14 protein-coding genes are annotated in these 15325 nt (G+C 61.3%); 13 read left to right on the plus strand and 1 reads right to left on the minus strand.

The features are described 5' to 3' along the window. Window positions 1-100: 100 nt before the first annotated feature. Window positions 101-1492: a UDP-N-acetylmuramoyl-L-alanine--D-glutamate ligase gene (gene murD / locus Q1A63_RS05960; RefSeq protein WP_298969987.1), complete on the plus strand. Its 1392-nt coding sequence runs from the start codon at window positions 101-103 to the stop codon at window positions 1490-1492. Between the two features lie 21 nt (window positions 1493-1513). Here murD and Q1A63_RS05965 read toward each other — a convergent pair whose 3' ends face one another. Then, on the minus strand, window positions 1514-2689 hold the full coding sequence (locus Q1A63_RS05965; RefSeq protein ID WP_299631032.1) for an NAD(P)/FAD-dependent oxidoreductase: 1176 nt from the start codon (window positions 2687-2689) through the stop codon (window positions 1514-1516). A gap of 136 nt (window positions 2690-2825) precedes the next feature. Here Q1A63_RS05965 and ftsW point away from each other — a divergent pair, with 136 nt between their 5' ends. The 12 genes from ftsW (at window position 2826) to Q1A63_RS06025 (ending at window position 15320) form a co-directional block, all read left to right on the plus strand. Next, window positions 2826-3995, plus strand: a complete 1170-nt coding sequence (gene ftsW, locus Q1A63_RS05970; protein WP_298969985.1) for a putative lipid II flippase FtsW — start codon at window positions 2826-2828, stop codon at window positions 3993-3995. Then, window positions 3992-5095 carry a UDP-N-acetylglucosamine--N-acetylmuramyl-(pentapeptide) pyrophosphoryl-undecaprenol N-acetylglucosamine transferase gene (locus tag Q1A63_RS05975; RefSeq protein ID WP_298969984.1) on the plus strand — a complete coding sequence of 368 codons (1104 nt, stop codon included), beginning with the start codon at window positions 3992-3994 and terminating at the stop codon, window positions 5093-5095. The genes ftsW and Q1A63_RS05975 overlap by 4 nt, the downstream gene beginning before the upstream one ends. Beyond that, window positions 5092-6498, plus strand: coding sequence for a UDP-N-acetylmuramate--L-alanine ligase (gene murC, locus Q1A63_RS05980; protein WP_298969983.1), 1407 nt, complete (start codon window positions 5092-5094; stop codon window positions 6496-6498). The genes Q1A63_RS05975 and murC overlap by 4 nt, the downstream gene beginning before the upstream one ends. Then, complete coding sequence (locus Q1A63_RS05985) at window positions 6495-6746, plus strand: DUF2484 family protein (protein WP_298970486.1); 252 nt, start codon at window positions 6495-6497, stop codon at window positions 6744-6746. Before murC ends, Q1A63_RS05985 begins: the two co-directional genes overlap by 4 nt. Beyond that, window positions 6743-6991, plus strand: coding sequence for a DUF2484 family protein (locus Q1A63_RS05990; protein WP_298969982.1), 249 nt, complete (start codon window positions 6743-6745; stop codon window positions 6989-6991). The genes Q1A63_RS05985 and Q1A63_RS05990 overlap by 4 nt, the downstream gene beginning before the upstream one ends. A gap of 9 nt (window positions 6992-7000) precedes the next feature. Continuing rightward, a complete protein-coding gene (gene murB / locus Q1A63_RS05995) occupies window positions 7001-7918 on the plus strand; it encodes a UDP-N-acetylmuramate dehydrogenase (RefSeq protein WP_298969981.1) in 918 nt (305 codons plus the stop codon). A gap of 159 nt (window positions 7919-8077) precedes the next feature. Beyond that, window positions 8078-8956: a D-alanine--D-alanine ligase gene (locus Q1A63_RS06000; protein WP_298969980.1), complete on the plus strand. Its 879-nt coding sequence runs from the start codon at window positions 8078-8080 to the stop codon at window positions 8954-8956. Further along, on the plus strand, window positions 8944-9819 hold the full coding sequence (locus Q1A63_RS06005) for a cell division protein FtsQ/DivIB (protein ID WP_298969979.1): 876 nt from the start codon (window positions 8944-8946) through the stop codon (window positions 9817-9819). Before Q1A63_RS06000 ends, Q1A63_RS06005 begins: the two co-directional genes overlap by 13 nt. 32 nt (window positions 9820-9851) lie before the next feature. After that, window positions 9852-11156, plus strand: coding sequence for a cell division protein FtsA (ftsA, locus tag Q1A63_RS06010; protein ID WP_298970485.1), 1305 nt, complete (start codon window positions 9852-9854; stop codon window positions 11154-11156). Between the two features lie 360 nt (window positions 11157-11516). Then, window positions 11517-13151, plus strand: a complete 1635-nt coding sequence (gene ftsZ, locus Q1A63_RS06015; RefSeq protein WP_298969978.1) for a cell division protein FtsZ — start codon at window positions 11517-11519, stop codon at window positions 13149-13151. Between the two features lie 206 nt (window positions 13152-13357). Further along, the gene (gene lpxC / locus Q1A63_RS06020; protein ID WP_298969977.1) at window positions 13358-14281 is read left to right on the plus strand and encodes a UDP-3-O-acyl-N-acetylglucosamine deacetylase; all 924 of its coding nucleotides are present in this window, start codon (window positions 13358-13360) and stop codon (window positions 14279-14281) included. 169 nt (window positions 14282-14450) lie between these two features. Then, on the plus strand, window positions 14451-15320 hold the full coding sequence (locus Q1A63_RS06025) for an outer membrane protein assembly factor BamD (protein ID WP_298969976.1): 870 nt from the start codon (window positions 14451-14453) through the stop codon (window positions 15318-15320). The last annotated feature ends 5 nt before the right edge of the window (window positions 15321-15325 follow it).

Raw genomic sequence — 15325 nt, forward strand, 5'->3', positions numbered from 1 at the left:
GCCTGATCCCTGTCGCATTTTCTCCCGATAGAGTTAACGCGCTTGTCAGCAAGCTGCAGGAGCGGCAGTGTCGCCCCGACAATTTCCAAGGAGAGCTTAGGTGATTCCGGTCAGAGGTTTGCAAGGTCACAAAATCGCTGTGTTGGGTCTTGGCCGTTCCGGTCTGAGTGCTGCGCGCGCGCTGGCCGCGGGCGGTGCCGTGCCAATTTGTTGGGATGACACACAGGCCGCGCGCGACACGGCTGAGGCTGAAGGGTTCACCTGTCAAAGCTTCCGCAATGCCCGCGACTTTGACGACATCGCCCGGTTGATCGTCAGTCCGGGCATCCCCCATCTCTATCCCGCACCGAACCCGGTTGTCGCCGCAGCGCTGAGCGCGGGCGTGCCGGTCGACAATGACATCGGGCTGTTCTTTCAGTCCTTTGCCACGGCGGAATGGAACCGCTTTGACGTGCCCCCGCGGGTCGTGGCGATCACCGGATCCAACGGAAAATCCACAACTTCGGCGCTCGTGCACCATATTCTGAGCGAGGTGAACCGGCCGTGTCAGTTGGCGGGCAACATCGGGCGCGGGGTTCTCGATATCGATCCGCCGATTGATGGCGAGGTCGTTGTGCTGGAGCTGTCCAGTTACCAGACCGATCTCGCGCGCAGCCTGACCCCGGACATCGCGGTGTTCACCAACCTGTCGCCGGATCACCTGGACCGTCACGCAGGTATGGGTGGGTATTTCGCGGCCAAACGACGCTTGTTTGCGGAAGGCGGCCCGGACCGCGCGATCATTGGCGTGGATGAAGCCGAAGGGCGTTTTCTGGCGGGGCAACTGGCGGAGGGCCGCGCCGATGACCGGGTGATCCGGTTGTCCGTGGCCGAAAAACTGACCGGGCCGGGCTGGCAGGTCTTTGCCCGCAAGGGGTTCTTGTCGGAATACCGCAAGGGCAAACAGGCCGCCTCGATTGATCTGCGCGGCGTGCCGGGATTGCCCGGCGCGCATAATCACCAGAACGCCTGCGCCGCCTATGCCGCCTGCCGGGCATTGGGGCTTGCCCCCAAAGTCATCGAGGCCGCGTTCCATAGCTTTGCAGGGCTCCCGCACCGCAGTCAGCTGATTGGTGAAAAGGATGGTGTGCGCTTTGTGAACGACAGCAAAGCCACCAATGTGGATGCCGCGGCCAAGGCCCTCTCGGCCTTCGAGCGGGTGCGCTGGATCTGCGGCGGGCTTGAAAAAGAGGGCGGCTTAGCAACGCTCGGCGACGCCCGCACCGTGGTGAAAGCCTATGTGATCGGGCGCGAGGCGGCCAATTTTGCGATGCAATTGCCGGTGGAGGCCGAGGTCTGCACCACGATGGAAAAAGCGGTGGCGCGGGCGGTATCTGAGGCTGAGGCGGGGGAAGTGATCCTGCTTGCGCCTGCGGCAGCGAGTTTTGATCAATACGATAACTTTGAAAAACGCGGCGAGGCCTTTGCCGACGCCGTGGCAAAACATCTCTGACTGCGGGGATCTCGGTTGCGCCTAGGGCCGCAGTGCGGAGGCGGCCGCCATGGCCGATGACCACGCCCATTGAAAATTGTAACCGCCCAGCCAGCCCGTCACATCCACGGCCTCACCGATGAAAAACAGCCCCGGAACAGCGGTAACCTCCATTGTCTTGGCCGAAAGCGCGTCGGTGTCCACACCGCCCAGCGTCACTTCTGCGGTACGGTAGCCTTCGGTCCCCGTGGGTGTCAGGTACCATTCGGACAGCCGCGTGCTGATCGCCTTGAGTTTCGCATCCGATTGATCGGCGAGATTGCCAGACAGATCGGTTTCAGTGGCGAGAAAGTCTACCAGCCGGGCGGGCAGGTGCTGCGACAATTCCGTTGTCAGGTTGCGCCGTCCGGAGTGTCTACGTTTGTCGCGCAGCGCGGTATAGAGATCAGCGTGGGGTGCCAGATTGACGCAAATCGGCTCCCCCTCACGCCAATAGGAAGAGGCTTGCAGAACCGCCGGCCCAGACAGCCCGCGATGCGTGAAAAGCAGTGCTTCCTCGAAACTGGTCCCGCCGCCGGTGACCCGGACATCGGTGGCCACACCCGCCAGACCGGCAAACCGCTCCTTGGTGAAGGTAAAGGGCACAAGCGCCGGGCGCGTCTCGGTGAGGGGCAGACCAAACTGCGCCGCGATCTCATAGGCAAGCCCTGTCGCCCCCATCTTGGGGATGGATTTGCCGCCGGTGCAAATCACCAGCGTTTTTGCGGTCACCGGTGTTTCCGCCCCGTCGGATTTCAGCAGAAACGTGAGTCCGTCAGGCGACTTTGCAAAGCTGTGCGCGGTTGTTTGCAAACGCAGGTCAACGCCGTTTTCCTGCATCAACCCGCGCAGCATCGCGATGATTTCCTTTGCGGAGGTGTCGCAAAACAACTGACCCAGCGTCTTTTCGTGCCACGCGATGCCGTGGCGATCCACCAGATCAATGAAATCCCACTGCGTGTATCGGGCCAGCGCGGATTTGGCGAAATGCGGATTGCCGGACAAAAAGGCCCCGGCGTCGCAATACATGTTGGTGAAGTTGCAACGCCCGCCGCCTGAAATGCGGATCTTTTCCCCTGGCGCGCGGGCATGATCCACGATCAGAATGCGCCCCTTGGCATGGGCGGCGCACATCATGCCTGCGGCCCCGGCACCGATAATTGCTGTGTCTACCTGCATCACGGCCAACTGGCGTGAAATCCCGCAAATGGCAAGCCTTGAGGCTAGCGTTGTGGATGATTTCGCGTTACTGTGTGCGGATCAGACCCCGAAAAGGGGCGTATCGAGGCAGTGTAGTTATCCAAGGCAGGCACCCATGACAGAAATGGTCTATGGCGCAGTTCCGGTTCGCGATGGTGAACCGATCCTTCCCAAATGGTGGCGGACGATCGACAAATGGGCGATGTCCTGTGTGCTCATCCTCTTTGCGGTGGGGCTCTTGCTGGGGCTCGCCGCCTCGCCGCCGCTGGCCGCAAAGAACGGGTTCGAACCCTTCCACTACGTGCAGCGGCAGGCGTTCTTTGGCACATTGGCGCTCCTGACCATGATCGTGACCTCGATGATGTCTCCGGTGCTGGTGCGGCGGCTGGCTGTGCTTGGTTTCATTGTGGCCTTTATCGCGCTGTCTTTACTGCCATTTTTCGGAACGGACTTTGGCAAAGGGGCCGTGCGCTGGTACGGGCTGGGCTTTGCGGCGATCCAGCCCTCCGAGTTTCTGAAACCAGGGTTCGTGATCGTCGCGGCCTGGATGATGGCGGCTTCCTCCGAGTTGAATGGCCCGCCCGGAAAAACATGGTCTTTCGCGCTCTGCATGGCGATTGCGATGATGTTGGTCATGCAGCCCGACTTTGGGCAGGCCTGCCTCATTCTCTTTGCTTGGGGTGTGATGTATTTCGTCGCGGGGGCGCCGATGGCGTTGCTGGTCGGAATGGCGGCACTGGTGGTTTTTGGCGGCACGCTGGCTTATTCCAATTCGGAACACTTCGCCCGCCGTATCGACGGTTTTCTGAATCCCGATATCGACCCACGGACGCAATTGGGGTATGCCACAAATGCTATTCAGGAAGGTGGCTTTTTTGGTGTCGGTGTGGGTGAGGGGCAGGTAAAATGGTCCCTGCCGGACGCGCATACGGACTTCATCATTGCAGTGGCAGCTGAGGAATACGGATTGATCCTGGTGCTGGTCATCATAGCACTTTATGCGACCGTGGTTGTGCGCTCCTTGCTGCGGCTGCTGCGGGAACGCGACCCGTTTATCCGCCTGGCGGGCACCGGGTTGGCTTGTACGCTGGGGGTTCAGGCGATGATCAACATGGGCGTCGCCGTGCGGCTGCTGCCCGCCAAGGGGATGACCCTGCCGTTTGTGAGCTATGGTGGGTCTTCGGTGATTGCCAGCGGGATCGCGGTTGGCATGTTGCTGGCGTTCACCCGCACCCGCCCGCAAGGCGAAATCAGTGATCTTCTGGCACGTGGGCGGGTAAAGTGAGCAAGCAACCTCTTTTATTGATCGCGGCCGGGGGCACAGGCGGGCATATGTTCCCAGCCCAGGCGCTGGCCGAAGCGATGTTGCTGCGGGGATGGCGGGTGAAGCTGTCCACCGACGCGCGCGGTGCGCGCTATACCCAAGGCTTCCCGCACAGCACCGAGATCGAAGAGATCAGCAGCGCCACTTTTGCGCGCGGCGGCCTGCTGGCAAAGGCGATGGTTGCACCGCGTCTGGCCGTGGGGGCGGTTTCGGCGCTTTTTGCCTTCATGCGGGACCGACCATCGGTGGTGGTGGGATTTGGCGGCTATCCGACGATCCCGGCAATGTCGGCGGCTTACCTGATGAAGCTACCGCGGATGATCCACGAGCAGAACGGCATATTGGGGCGTGTAAACAAGATCTTCGCGGCGAAAGTTGATGCGATTGCCTGCGGCACATGGCCCACGGATCTGCCCGATGGGGTCACAGGCTATCACACCGGAAACCCGGTCAGAAGCGCCATCCTGGAACGGGTGGAGGCCGGGTATATCTCGCCCGGCGACTATCCGATGGAGCTTCTGGTCATCGGTGGCAGCCAGGGCGCGGGCATTCTCAGCGATGTGATCCCGCCCGCCATTGCAGGTCTGCCCATGGACATGCTGCGCAACATCCGGGTCAGTCACCAGGCCCGCGACGAAGATCATGAGCGCGTAACGGAATTTTATGCAGAGCAGGGTATCAACGCGGATGTGCAACCGTTCTTTCATGATGTTCCGCGCCGCATGACCGAAGCGCAACTGGTGATCAGCCGTGCAGGGGCCTCTTCCGTCGCCGACCTCTCGGTGATCGGCAGGCCCTCTATTCTGATCCCCTATGCGGCGGCGACCGGCGATCACCAAACCGCAAACGCGCGCGGGCTGGTTGAGGCGGGCGGCGCGATCATGATCCCCGAAAGCCGGTTGAACGTGGATGCCGTGACGGAACAGATCCTCTCGGTGCTGGACAATCCCGAGGGGGCGATGCAAATGGCCCGCTCGGCCGCGCGCTTTGGCAAACCGGATGCAACGGAAGCCTTGGTGGAACTGGTCGAGGGGCTGACAATGAAAAGGCAAGAAGAATGAGTGCAGCAACAAAACTGCCCGGCGACGTTGGGCCCATCCATTTTGTCGGCATCGGCGGTATCGGCATGTCGGGCATCGCCGAGGTGCTGTTGAACCATGGCTATACCGTGCAGGGGTCTGATCTGAAAGCCACGCCGATCACCAAGAGGCTGCAAGAGCTGGGCGCGCATATTTTTGAAGGTCAGCGCGCCGAAAACATCAACAATGCCGAAGTCATCGTGATTTCCAGCGCGATCAAACCCGGCAATGCCGAGCTGGACGCGGCCCGCGTGCAGGGCCTGCCCATCGTGCGCCGTGCCGAGATGCTGGCGGAGCTGATGCGGCTGAAATCGAACATTGCGGTGGCGGGCACCCATGGCAAAACCACCACGACGACCATGGTGGCGACGCTGTTGGATGCGGGGGAGTTCGACCCGACGGTCGTGAACGGCGGCATCATCCATGCCTACGGCTCCAACGCGCGGGCGGGTGAGGGCGAGTGGATGGTGGTCGAAGCGGATGAAAGCGACGGCACGTTCAACCGCCTGCCGGCCACCATCGCGATTGTCACCAACATCGATCCCGAGCACATGGAGCACTGGGGGGATTTTGACACACTGCGCCAGGGCTTCCTCGATTTTGTCTCCAATATTCCGTTCTATGGCGTTGCCGTCTGCAACACCGATCATGCGGAGGTGCAGGCGCTGGTGGGCAAGATCACTGACCGCCGCGTGGTGACCTATGGCTTCAATGCTCAGGCTGATGTGCGGGCGGTCAATCTGACCTATAAAAACGGTGTGGCGCATTTCGATGTCGCCCTTCAGGCTGAGGGGATCATGATCGAAGACTGCAGCTTGCCGATGCCTGGGGATCACAACGTCTCCAACGCGCTGTCGGCCATTGCCGTGGCGCGACATCTCGGCATGAAGGGCGATCAAATTCGCACCGCACTTGCCAATTTCGCCGGCGTGAACCGTCGCTTCACGCGCGTGGGCGATGTCGAAGGCGTAACGATCATCGATGATTACGGCCATCACCCGGTGGAGATCACAGCCGTTCTGAAAGCAGCCCGGCAGGCGACGGAGGGTCGGGTGATCGCCGTGCATCAACCGCACCGTTACACGCGGCTGTCTGATCTCTTTGATGAATTCTGCGCCTGTTTCAATGACGCCGATGTGGTCGGCATTGCCGAGGTCTATGCCGCGGGCGAGGACCCGATCGAGGGTGCCAGCCGCGATGATCTGGTGGCCGGGCTCATTCGGCATGGCCATCGTCACGCCCGTGCAGTGGTGGGTGAGGATGATCTTGAACGTCTTGTGCGTGAACAGGCCCGCCCCGGCGATATGGTGGTCTGCCTTGGCGCGGGGACCATCAGTGCCTGGGCCAACGGCCTGCCTGCGCGGCTGCGCAGAGGCGCCGCCTGATGTTGCTTTGGGCCGCAATCCTGTGGGTTTTTGCCTCTGCGGCGGTCGCAATGCTGCCGATGCGTCATCAATATATTCCGGGCGTTGCCTTGCTGATTGCAGCACCCTTGTTGATCCTCTGGATCGGGATGGAGGTTGCATGGTGGGCGGCGGTGCTGGCCCTCTTTGCCTTCATATCCATGTTTCGTAACCCGTTGCGTTTTTTTCTCGCCCGCGCCCGTGGGCAAAGACCGGAGATCCCTGAATGAGCCTCTCGTTGATTTTGGCCGCCTGCTGGGCCGTGGCGGCAAACGTCCTGGCGATGACGCCGAGCAAGGATCACCACTGGCGCAATGCCTATGTCCTGATCGCCATCGGCATTCCCATCGTTGGGTTCGTGACCTGGCAACATGGGCCCTGGATTGGCATGTTGGTATTGGCGGGCGGCATGTCGGTGCTGCGCTGGCCGGTCATTTACCTGGGCCGCTGGATCAAGCGCGTGACCCTGCGATAGGCTTGGCCGATGAGTGACATGCCAGAGGTTCGCGGGCGCCTGACGCCCAATCGTGCATTGAGCGATCTGACGTGGTTGCGCGTGGGCGGACCCGCCGATTGGCTGTTTCAACCGGCTGATCTTGAGGATTTGCGCGATTTTCTGCGCAATCTGCCTGCGGATGTTCCGGTGTTCCCAATGGGTGTCGGATCCAACCTGATTGTGCGCGATGGCGGCTTGCGCGCTGTGGTCATTCGCCTTGGGCGCGGGTTCAACAGCATCGAGATCGATGGCACAGCTGTGATGGCGGGGGCGGCAGCTCTTGATGCGCATGTGGCAAAGAAAGCGGCCGACGCGGGCCTTGATCTGACGTTCCTGCGCACAATCCCGGGCAGCATTGGCGGGGCCGTGCGCATGAATGCGGGCTGTTATGGCAGCTATACGGCGGATGTCCTGATCGAGGCGCAGGCTGTCACACGCAGCGGCGATGTTGTGACCTTGCGTGCTGATGACCTGCAATTCGCCTACCGGCAAAGCCATTTGCCGGCGGGATGGGTGCTCACACAAGCGACGTTTCAGGCGCCACCGGGAGACCCCGCGGAGTTGCACGCGCGCATGGCGGATCAGATCGCCAAACGCGACGCCACGCAGCCAACCAAGGACCGCAGCGCAGGCTCCACGTTCCGCAACCCCGCCGGTTTTTCCTCCACCGGTCAGTTGGATGATGTGCATGATCTCAAAGCCTGGAAGGTTATCGACGACGCAGGATTGCGTGGGGCGCGGCAGGGCGGGGCGCAAATGAGTGAGAAGCATTCGAATTTTCTGATCAACACCGGGGAGGCAACAGCGGCGGACCTGGAAGGATTGGGGGAAGCTGTGCGAAAAAAGGTTTACGCCCAAAGCGGTATCACGCTAGAATGGGAAATCATGCGCGTCGGCGAGCGTTAACGGGGCATTAACCAAACCCTCGCCAGAGTGCAGAAAGAAAATTAGCGGTGAACCGGCGCAAAAGTCGGAGCTAAAAACAAATAATGGACCGAAACGGTCCGGCAAAGAGGCACCAAAGTGGGTCAGTCGAGCAGGACACCCCAGCGTGTGGCGGTATTAATGGGCGGCCCTTCGGCTGAGCGCGAAGTGTCTCTGTCGAGCGGGCAAGCCTGTGCAGCCGCCCTGCGGGGAGAAGGATTTGAAGTGATCGAGGTCGATGCAGGCCGCGATCTCTGCACGGTTCTCGACGATATTTCACCGGATGCGATCCTGAATTGCCTGCATGGGCGGTGGGGTGAGGATGGTTGTGTGCAGGGCCTGCTGGAATGGATGGGGATGCCCTATTCGCATTCCGGCGTATTGTCCTCCGCGCTGGCCCTGGACAAACAACGCAGCAAGGATGCGTTTGTTGCTGCAGGGCTGCCCATTGTCGACAGTGTGATTGTCCCTGCCGAGGACGTGCGCAAGCGGCATGTGATGCCGCCGCCCTATGTGGTCAAGCCCAACAACGAAGGGTCTTCGGTTGGGGTCTATCTGGTGCATGAGGCCAGCAACGGGCCACCGCAGCTCTCCGATGACATGCCTAAGGACGTCATGGTGGAGGCCTTTGCGCCGGGCCGCGAGTTGACCACCACTGTGATCGGGGATCGTGCACTGACCGTGACCGATATCCTGACGGACGGTTGGTACGACTATGATGCAAAATACAAACCGGGCGGCTCGCGCCACGTCGTGCCCGCTGATGTGCCGTCGGAGATCTTCGATCTGTGTATGGATTACGCGTTGCGGGCGCATAAAGCTTTGGCTTGTCGCGGTGTCAGTCGTACCGATTTTCGCTGGGATGAAAGCAAGGGTGCTGACGGGTTGATCCTGCTCGAAACCAACACTCAGCCCGGCATGACCCCGACCTCGCTGACGCCGGAGCAGGCGCAGGCCTGCGGCATGACATTTGGTCAGCTCTGCGCCTGGATGGTGGAGGATGCCTCATGCGATCGCTGATGTCCCGCAGGCCCGCTGCAAGCGACCCGGCACCGTCGCGGTGGGCTTGGCGCATGCAGCGGTTGATGCTGACGCCTGCGTTCTTGCTGATGCTGCGCGCGGGCGTGCCCATGGCGCTGACCTTTCTGGCGGGGGCCTGGTACCTGTCGGACGACGGGCGGCGACAAGCCATTCACGACACTGTCGCCGAGACACGTGCCAGTTTCGAGACACGCCCGGAGTTCATGGTCCAGCTGATGGCCATCGATGGCGGTGACGACGCGCTGGCCGAAGACATCCGCGAAGTGGTGCCGCTCAATTTCCCGGTCAGCTCCTTTGACCTCGATCTCGTCGAAATCCGGAAGACAATCGCAGCGCTTGCACCGGTGAAAACAGTGGGGGTTCGCATCCGTCCGGGCGGTATCCTGCAGGTTGACGTCACCCCACGCAGACCCGTTGCAATCTGGCGCGGACGCAAAGGGCTGATCCTGGTGGATATCACCGGCACGCATCTGGGGACGCTGCCCAAACGCATGGACCGCCCCGATTTGATGGTGATCGCTGGCGAAGGGGCCGAAGCGCAGGTCAAGGAAGCGTTGAGCCTTTACCGGGCCGCGGCCCCCTTGGGCGGGCGGCTGCGTGGCATTGTCCGGATGGGCGCGCGGCGCTGGGACGTCGTGTTGGATCGGGGTCAACGCATCCTGCTGCCCGAAACCGATGCTGTGGAAGCGCTGGAGCGGGTGATTGCGCTGGATGGGGCACAGGACATTCTGGCGCGCGACGTGGTGCGGGTCGATTTGCGGCTGGGCACGCGACCGACCGTACAGATGAGCGAACAGGCCACGGCATTGTGGTGGGACATAAAACAGTTTTCGGGGCAATAGAAACAATGGATTTATACGACAGCCAGCGCCAGATGCGGAACATGCGCAAGGCGGCCATGCAACGCGGCGTGGTGGCCATTCTGGATGTGGGCAGCTCCAAGATTTCCTGTCTGGTGCTGCGGTTCGATGGCACCGGCGATCTCGGGGATGAGGGCGAAATCGGATCCCTGGCCGGGCAGTCCGGGTTTCGGGTCATCGGCGCGGCCACGACGCGGTCCCGCGGGGTCCGGTTCGGCGAGATCTGCGCCATGCAGGAAACCGAACGCGCCATTCGCACCGCCCTTCAGGGCGCTCAGAAAATGGCTGGTATCCGTGTTGATCATGTCATTGCCTGTTTCGCCGGGGCCGAGCCGCGGTCCTACGGTCTGGATGCGCAGATCGCGCTAGAAGGGCAGGCGGTCGATGAACAGGATGTGGCGCGCGTGCTGGCGGCCTGCGATGTGCCGGATTACGGACCGGGCCGCGAAGTGCTGCACGCGCAGCCGGTGAATTTCGCCATCGACCACCGCTCCGGTCTCAGCGATCCGCGCGGGCAGTTGGGCAATGCGCTCTCGGTGGACATGCACATGCTGACCATCGACGGCGCGGCGGTGCAGCATCTGGCGCATTGCATCAAACGCTGTGATCTGGAGCTCGCGGGCATTGCCTCATCGGCCTATGTCAGTGGCATTTCCGCGCTTGTGGAGGATGAGCAGGAATTGGGCGCAGCCTGTATCGATCTCGGCGGCGGGTCCACGGGCGTGTCGATCTTCATCAAGAAACACATGATCTACGCCGATACCGTACGCATGGGCGGCGACCATGTGTCCGGGGATATTTCCATGGGGCTGCAGGTGCCGATGGCGATGGCCGAGCGGATCAAGACCATGCACGGCGGGGTGCATGCCACCGGAATGGACGACCGGGAGATGATCGAGATCGGCGGCGACACCGGCGATTTTGAGCACGACCGCCGGACGGCCAGCCGCGCCGAAGTGATCGGGATCATGCGGCCCAGGGTCGAGGAAATTCTGGAGGAGGTGCGGGCGCGTCTGGATGCGGCTGGTTTCGACCACTTGCCCAGCCAGCAGATCGTTCTGACCGGCGGCGGCAGCCAGATCCCGGGGCTTGATGGTTTGGCCAGCAAAATTCTCGGACAACAGGTGCGGTTGGGGCGCCCCCTGCGGGTACATGGGTTGCCGCAGGCGGCAACTGGTCCAGGATTTGCATCCGTGGTTGGGCTCACGCTCTTTGCGGCGCATCCGCAGGACGAATGGTGGGATTTCGATATTCCGGCTGAGCGTTACCCGAACCGGTCGCTGAAACGCGCCGTCCGCTGGTTTCGCGATAACTGGTAAGACTTTAGCGAATCACGATGACGCGTCGCGTGCGTTGTGATACGATTCCACTAAGGCCCATAAGAGGCCCGAGGCGACCGAGCAGTCGTCCTGAAATTGCTGACCACGACGCGCTAGCGCGGATCAGATGCCCTGCATCTGGCCGAATCCCCTGCGCGTTTTCTAGCGTCTTGATGCGCGATTTGCGCAACATCTTGCCAAAGAACACTCCCTGAAGCGGAGTGAGGCCGGATTTGGGCCATATTTTGTGGCGAAAATGCGTTTTTTGCGTGACGCTGCGGCGCTCAAAGGGTAGTGTCAAGCCGGAATAGGCACAAAAACACCCGCGAATGCGGGGCAGCAGCACAGGCGGATTTTACCATGACCCTTACTCTTTCCATGCCCGGACAGGCAGATCTCAGACCTCGTATCACCGTGTTCGGCGTTGGTGGTGCCGGTGGGAATGCGGTCAACAACATGATCGAGAAGGAGCTCGACGGCGTAGAGTTCGTCGTGGCCAATACCGACGCGCAAGCGCTGCAGCAGGCGAAATCGGACAACCGGGTGCAACTGGGCATCAAGGTCACCGAAGGTCTGGGCGCGGGCGCCCGCGCGACGGTTGGGGCCGCCGCCGCTGAGGAAAGCATTGAACAGATCGTCGACCATCTGGCCGGCGCGCATATGTGTTTCATCACCGCAGGTATGGGCGGCGGCACCGGCACCGGGGCCGCACCGATCATCGCGCAGGCTGCGCGCGAGCTGGGTGTGCTGACCGTTGGTGTCGTGACCAAACCCTTCCAGTTTGAAGGCGCCAAGCGGATGCGTCAGGCCGAAGACGGCGTTGAGGCGCTGCAAAAAGTTGTCGACACGCTGATCATTATTCCAAACCAGAACCTGTTCCGTCTGGCCAATGAAAAAACCACCTTCACCGAAGCCTTCTCCATGGCGGATGACGTGCTTTATCAGGGTGTTAAGGGGGTGACCGACCTGATGGTCCGTCCGGGCCTGATCAACCTCGACTTTGCCGATGTGCGCGCCGTGATGGACGAAATGGGCAAGGCAATGATGGGCACGGGGGAAGATGACGGCGAAGATCGCGCCATCCAGGCCGCCGAGAAGGCCATCGCCAACCCGCTGCTGGACGAGATCAGCCTGCGTGGCGCCAAAGGTGTCCTCATCAACATCACCGGCGGTCATGACCTGACCCTGTTTGAACTGGACGAGGCGGCAAACCGCATTCGTGAGGAAGTGGACCCAGAGGCCAACATCATCGTGGGTTCCACGCTGGATACGGATATGGGGGGCCTGATGCGCGTCAGCGTCGTGGCCACAGGCATCGACGCGACGGATGTGAACACCGAAATGCCCGTACCGCGCCGCTCTTTGTCCCAGCCGCTCAAGCCTGCAGAGGTTGTTGAGGAAGAAACGCCAGCACCGGCAGTGGCCGCCGTGGCCACGATGCCTGAACCTCAGGAAAGCGTGGTCGCCGAAGCAGCGGAAGAGCCCTCGCTCTTTGAATCGCTGGACGTGCACCAGGCCGCTCCCGAGGATACGCGCGACGATGTTTTTGCACATGACACACCCGCGCAGGATGACGACGATCTGCCGCCCCCGGCCTATCAGCCGCAGGTTGCCGCCTTTGAACCCAGCCGTGTTGACACGGATGTCGAGCCCGAAAGCTTTGTCGCACCCCGTGCGCCGACCCCCGGAACACCATCGCCAGAAGCCATGGCGCGGTTGCGGGCGGCTGCGCAAAAAGCAGCGCCACAGCAGTCCGCCCCACGGGAGGTCGCTGAACCTCGCGATGCGGCACAGGGTGATCGCCCCCGCTTCGGGATCAATTCCCTGATCAACCGGATGACCGGACATGCTGAAGGCGGCGCACAGCCTGCGCCGCGCCAGCAACCCCCTGTGCAACAGCGCGCGCATGAACCTGCGCCAATGCCCCAGGAACAGGCGGATCCGGATCAGGAGCGGATCGAAATTCCCGCGTTTTTGCGGCGTCAGGCGAACTAAATACTTCACGAAATTCGAAGAAGGAGCCGCAGAGATGCGGCTCTTTTTTATTTAAAAACAGTAATTTAGGGCGTGGCAGGCGTCTTTGTGCTCAAATGTAACAGATGTGTTTCAGTCGGTTGCAAAGATTGAGTTGAGGCTGGAGCGATCAACCCATAGTTACCATTGCAACCGGGCCAAAGGGCTCGAAGAATGTGGGGCAACCAGTGCAGACGACGATCAAATCACCGATCAGCTTTTCCGGCTGTGGTCTTCATACAGGCCACAAAGCCACCGTGACGATCCGTCCGGCGGGTGCCGAACATGGCATCTGGTTCTCGCGCACGGATATTGCCGTCGGTGATCGCCTGATCCCCGCGCGCTGGGATGCCGTTCTGCGGTCGCCCCTCTGCACAAAAATCGAAAATGGTGCTGGCCTTCAGGTGTCCACCGTTGAGCATATCATGGCGGCGCTGGCCGGCTGTGGCGTGCACAACGCGCTGGTTGAAATCGACGGTCCGGAAGTGCCGATCCTGGATGGATCTGCGGTCCCATTCGTGCGCGGTATCATGCAACGCGGACTGCGGAAGCTCGCAGCACCCGTGCGCGCCTTTGAGGTGTTGAAAACCGTAACGGTCACCGATGGGCTTGCATCTGCAACGCTGGCCCCGGCGGACACGCTGCGGATCGATTTCGAGATTGATTTTGACGACCTGGCGATCGGCCATCAGAAGAAGTCGCTGGTGATGAACAACGGCAGCTTTGCGCGCGAGCTGTGCGACAGCCGTACCTTCTGCCGTCAGGCGGATGTGGATGCGATGCGCGCGAACGGCTTGGCCCTGGGCGGCACACCTGGTGAGAACGCAGTTGTTTTTGACGGTGAGCGGGTCCTGAGCCCCGGCGGTCTGCGCCACAGCGACGAGCCCGTGCGTCACAAGATGCTGGACGCGCTGGGTGACCTGGCGCTTGCCGGGGCGCCGTTGATCGGACATTACACCGGCGTGCGGGCCGGGCACTCCCTGACCAACACGCTTTTGCGCAGCCTCTTTGCAACGCCGGATGCGGTGCGCATGGTGGTCTGTGATCAAAGCACGGCATCGCGGCTGCCGGGCTACGGCCTCGTCTGGGACGAGATCCCCGCGGTCGCATAAGGTCATGTCGCGGCTTGGCGGCAAGAGGCCTCTCATTTTCCCAAGCTTTCTCACCCTCGCGTTCACAAAGGATGCAATGGGCGTTTTGCATGGGAAATTTCTATGCTAGGACCTCTGAGAGTTGACGTGAAATGCAGCTCACAGGGGTACGGAGCAAAGGTGGCAAAGCATGAGTAGGCTTGGGTCGCGCCAGCGGTGGGTAGCTGCGGTGTTGGTATCAACAACATTGGTGGCGTGTGGTGACGGGAATCCCGGGCGCACCACAGGTAATTTCTTTAACCCACAGGAAATTCCGCTTGAAACCTATTCTCCGGAACAGATTTTCGAGCGGGGTGAGTTCGAGCTCACCCGGAGCCGACCCGATGACGCGGCATTCTATTTCGCCGAGATCGAGCGGCTTTATCCCTATTCCGATTGGGCGCGCCGGGCGCTGATCATGCAGGCGTTTTCCTACCACCGCGACCAGGACTACCCCAATAGCCGGTCGGCGGCGCAGCGGTTCATTGATTTCTACCCCGATGATGAAGATGCCGCCTACGCCCAGTATCTTCTGGCGCTGAGCTATTACGATCAGATCGATGAGGTCGGTCGCGATCAGGGTCTGACATTCCAGGCGTTGCAAGCGCTGCGCGAAGTGATCGAACGCTATCCGGACAGCGACTATGCACGCTCCGCCATTTTGAAATTTGATCTCGCCTTTGACCACCTGGCGGGCAAGGAAATGGAGATCGGACGCTACTATCTGCGCCGCGATCATTACACCGCTGCGATCAACCGTTTCCGCGTCGTGGTCGAGGATTTCCAGACCACGTCGCACACCCCGGAAGCGCTGCACCGTCTGGTTGAAGCTTATCTGTCACTCGGTCTGACCGATGAGGCGCGGACCGCCGGGGCGATCCTCGGCTTCAACTACCGATCCACCGATTGGTACGAGGACAGTTTTGCGCTGCTGACCGGGCAGGGGCTCACGCTTGAGGCCGCTGGCGATGGTTGGTTGCGTCAGGTTTACCGCCAAACTGTCAGGGGCGATTGGCTCTGACCCGG

The sequence above is a fragment of the uncultured Roseobacter sp. genome (assembly GCF_947499265.1).
Taxonomy (GTDB): Bacteria; Pseudomonadota; Alphaproteobacteria; order Rhodobacterales; family Rhodobacteraceae; genus Roseobacter.

Excerpts from the sequence above, each read along its gene's own strand:
- Q1A63_RS05965 (WP_299631032.1), bottom strand. The coding sequence starts at position 2,689 with ATGCAGGTAGACACAGCAATTATCGGTGCCGGGGCCGCAGGCATGATG.
- murC (WP_298969983.1), top strand. The coding sequence starts at position 5,092 with ATGAGTGCAGCAACAAAACTGCCCGGCGACGTTGGGCCCATCCATTTT.
- ftsW (WP_298969985.1), top strand. The coding sequence starts at position 2,826 with ATGACAGAAATGGTCTATGGCGCAGTTCCGGTTCGCGATGGTGAACCG.
- Q1A63_RS06000 (WP_298969980.1), top strand. The coding sequence starts at position 8,078 with ATGGGCGGCCCTTCGGCTGAGCGCGAAGTGTCTCTGTCGAGCGGGCAA.
- ftsZ (WP_298969978.1), top strand. The coding sequence starts at position 11,517 with ATGACCCTTACTCTTTCCATGCCCGGACAGGCAGATCTCAGACCTCGT.
- Q1A63_RS06025 (WP_298969976.1), top strand. The coding sequence starts at position 14,451 with ATGAGTAGGCTTGGGTCGCGCCAGCGGTGGGTAGCTGCGGTGTTGGTA.
- murB (WP_298969981.1), top strand. The coding sequence starts at position 7,001 with ATGAGTGACATGCCAGAGGTTCGCGGGCGCCTGACGCCCAATCGTGCA.
- Q1A63_RS06005 (WP_298969979.1), top strand. The coding sequence starts at position 8,944 with ATGCGATCGCTGATGTCCCGCAGGCCCGCTGCAAGCGACCCGGCACCG.
- ftsA (WP_298970485.1), top strand. The coding sequence starts at position 9,852 with ATGCGGAACATGCGCAAGGCGGCCATGCAACGCGGCGTGGTGGCCATT.
- Q1A63_RS05990 (WP_298969982.1), top strand. The coding sequence starts at position 6,743 with ATGAGCCTCTCGTTGATTTTGGCCGCCTGCTGGGCCGTGGCGGCAAAC.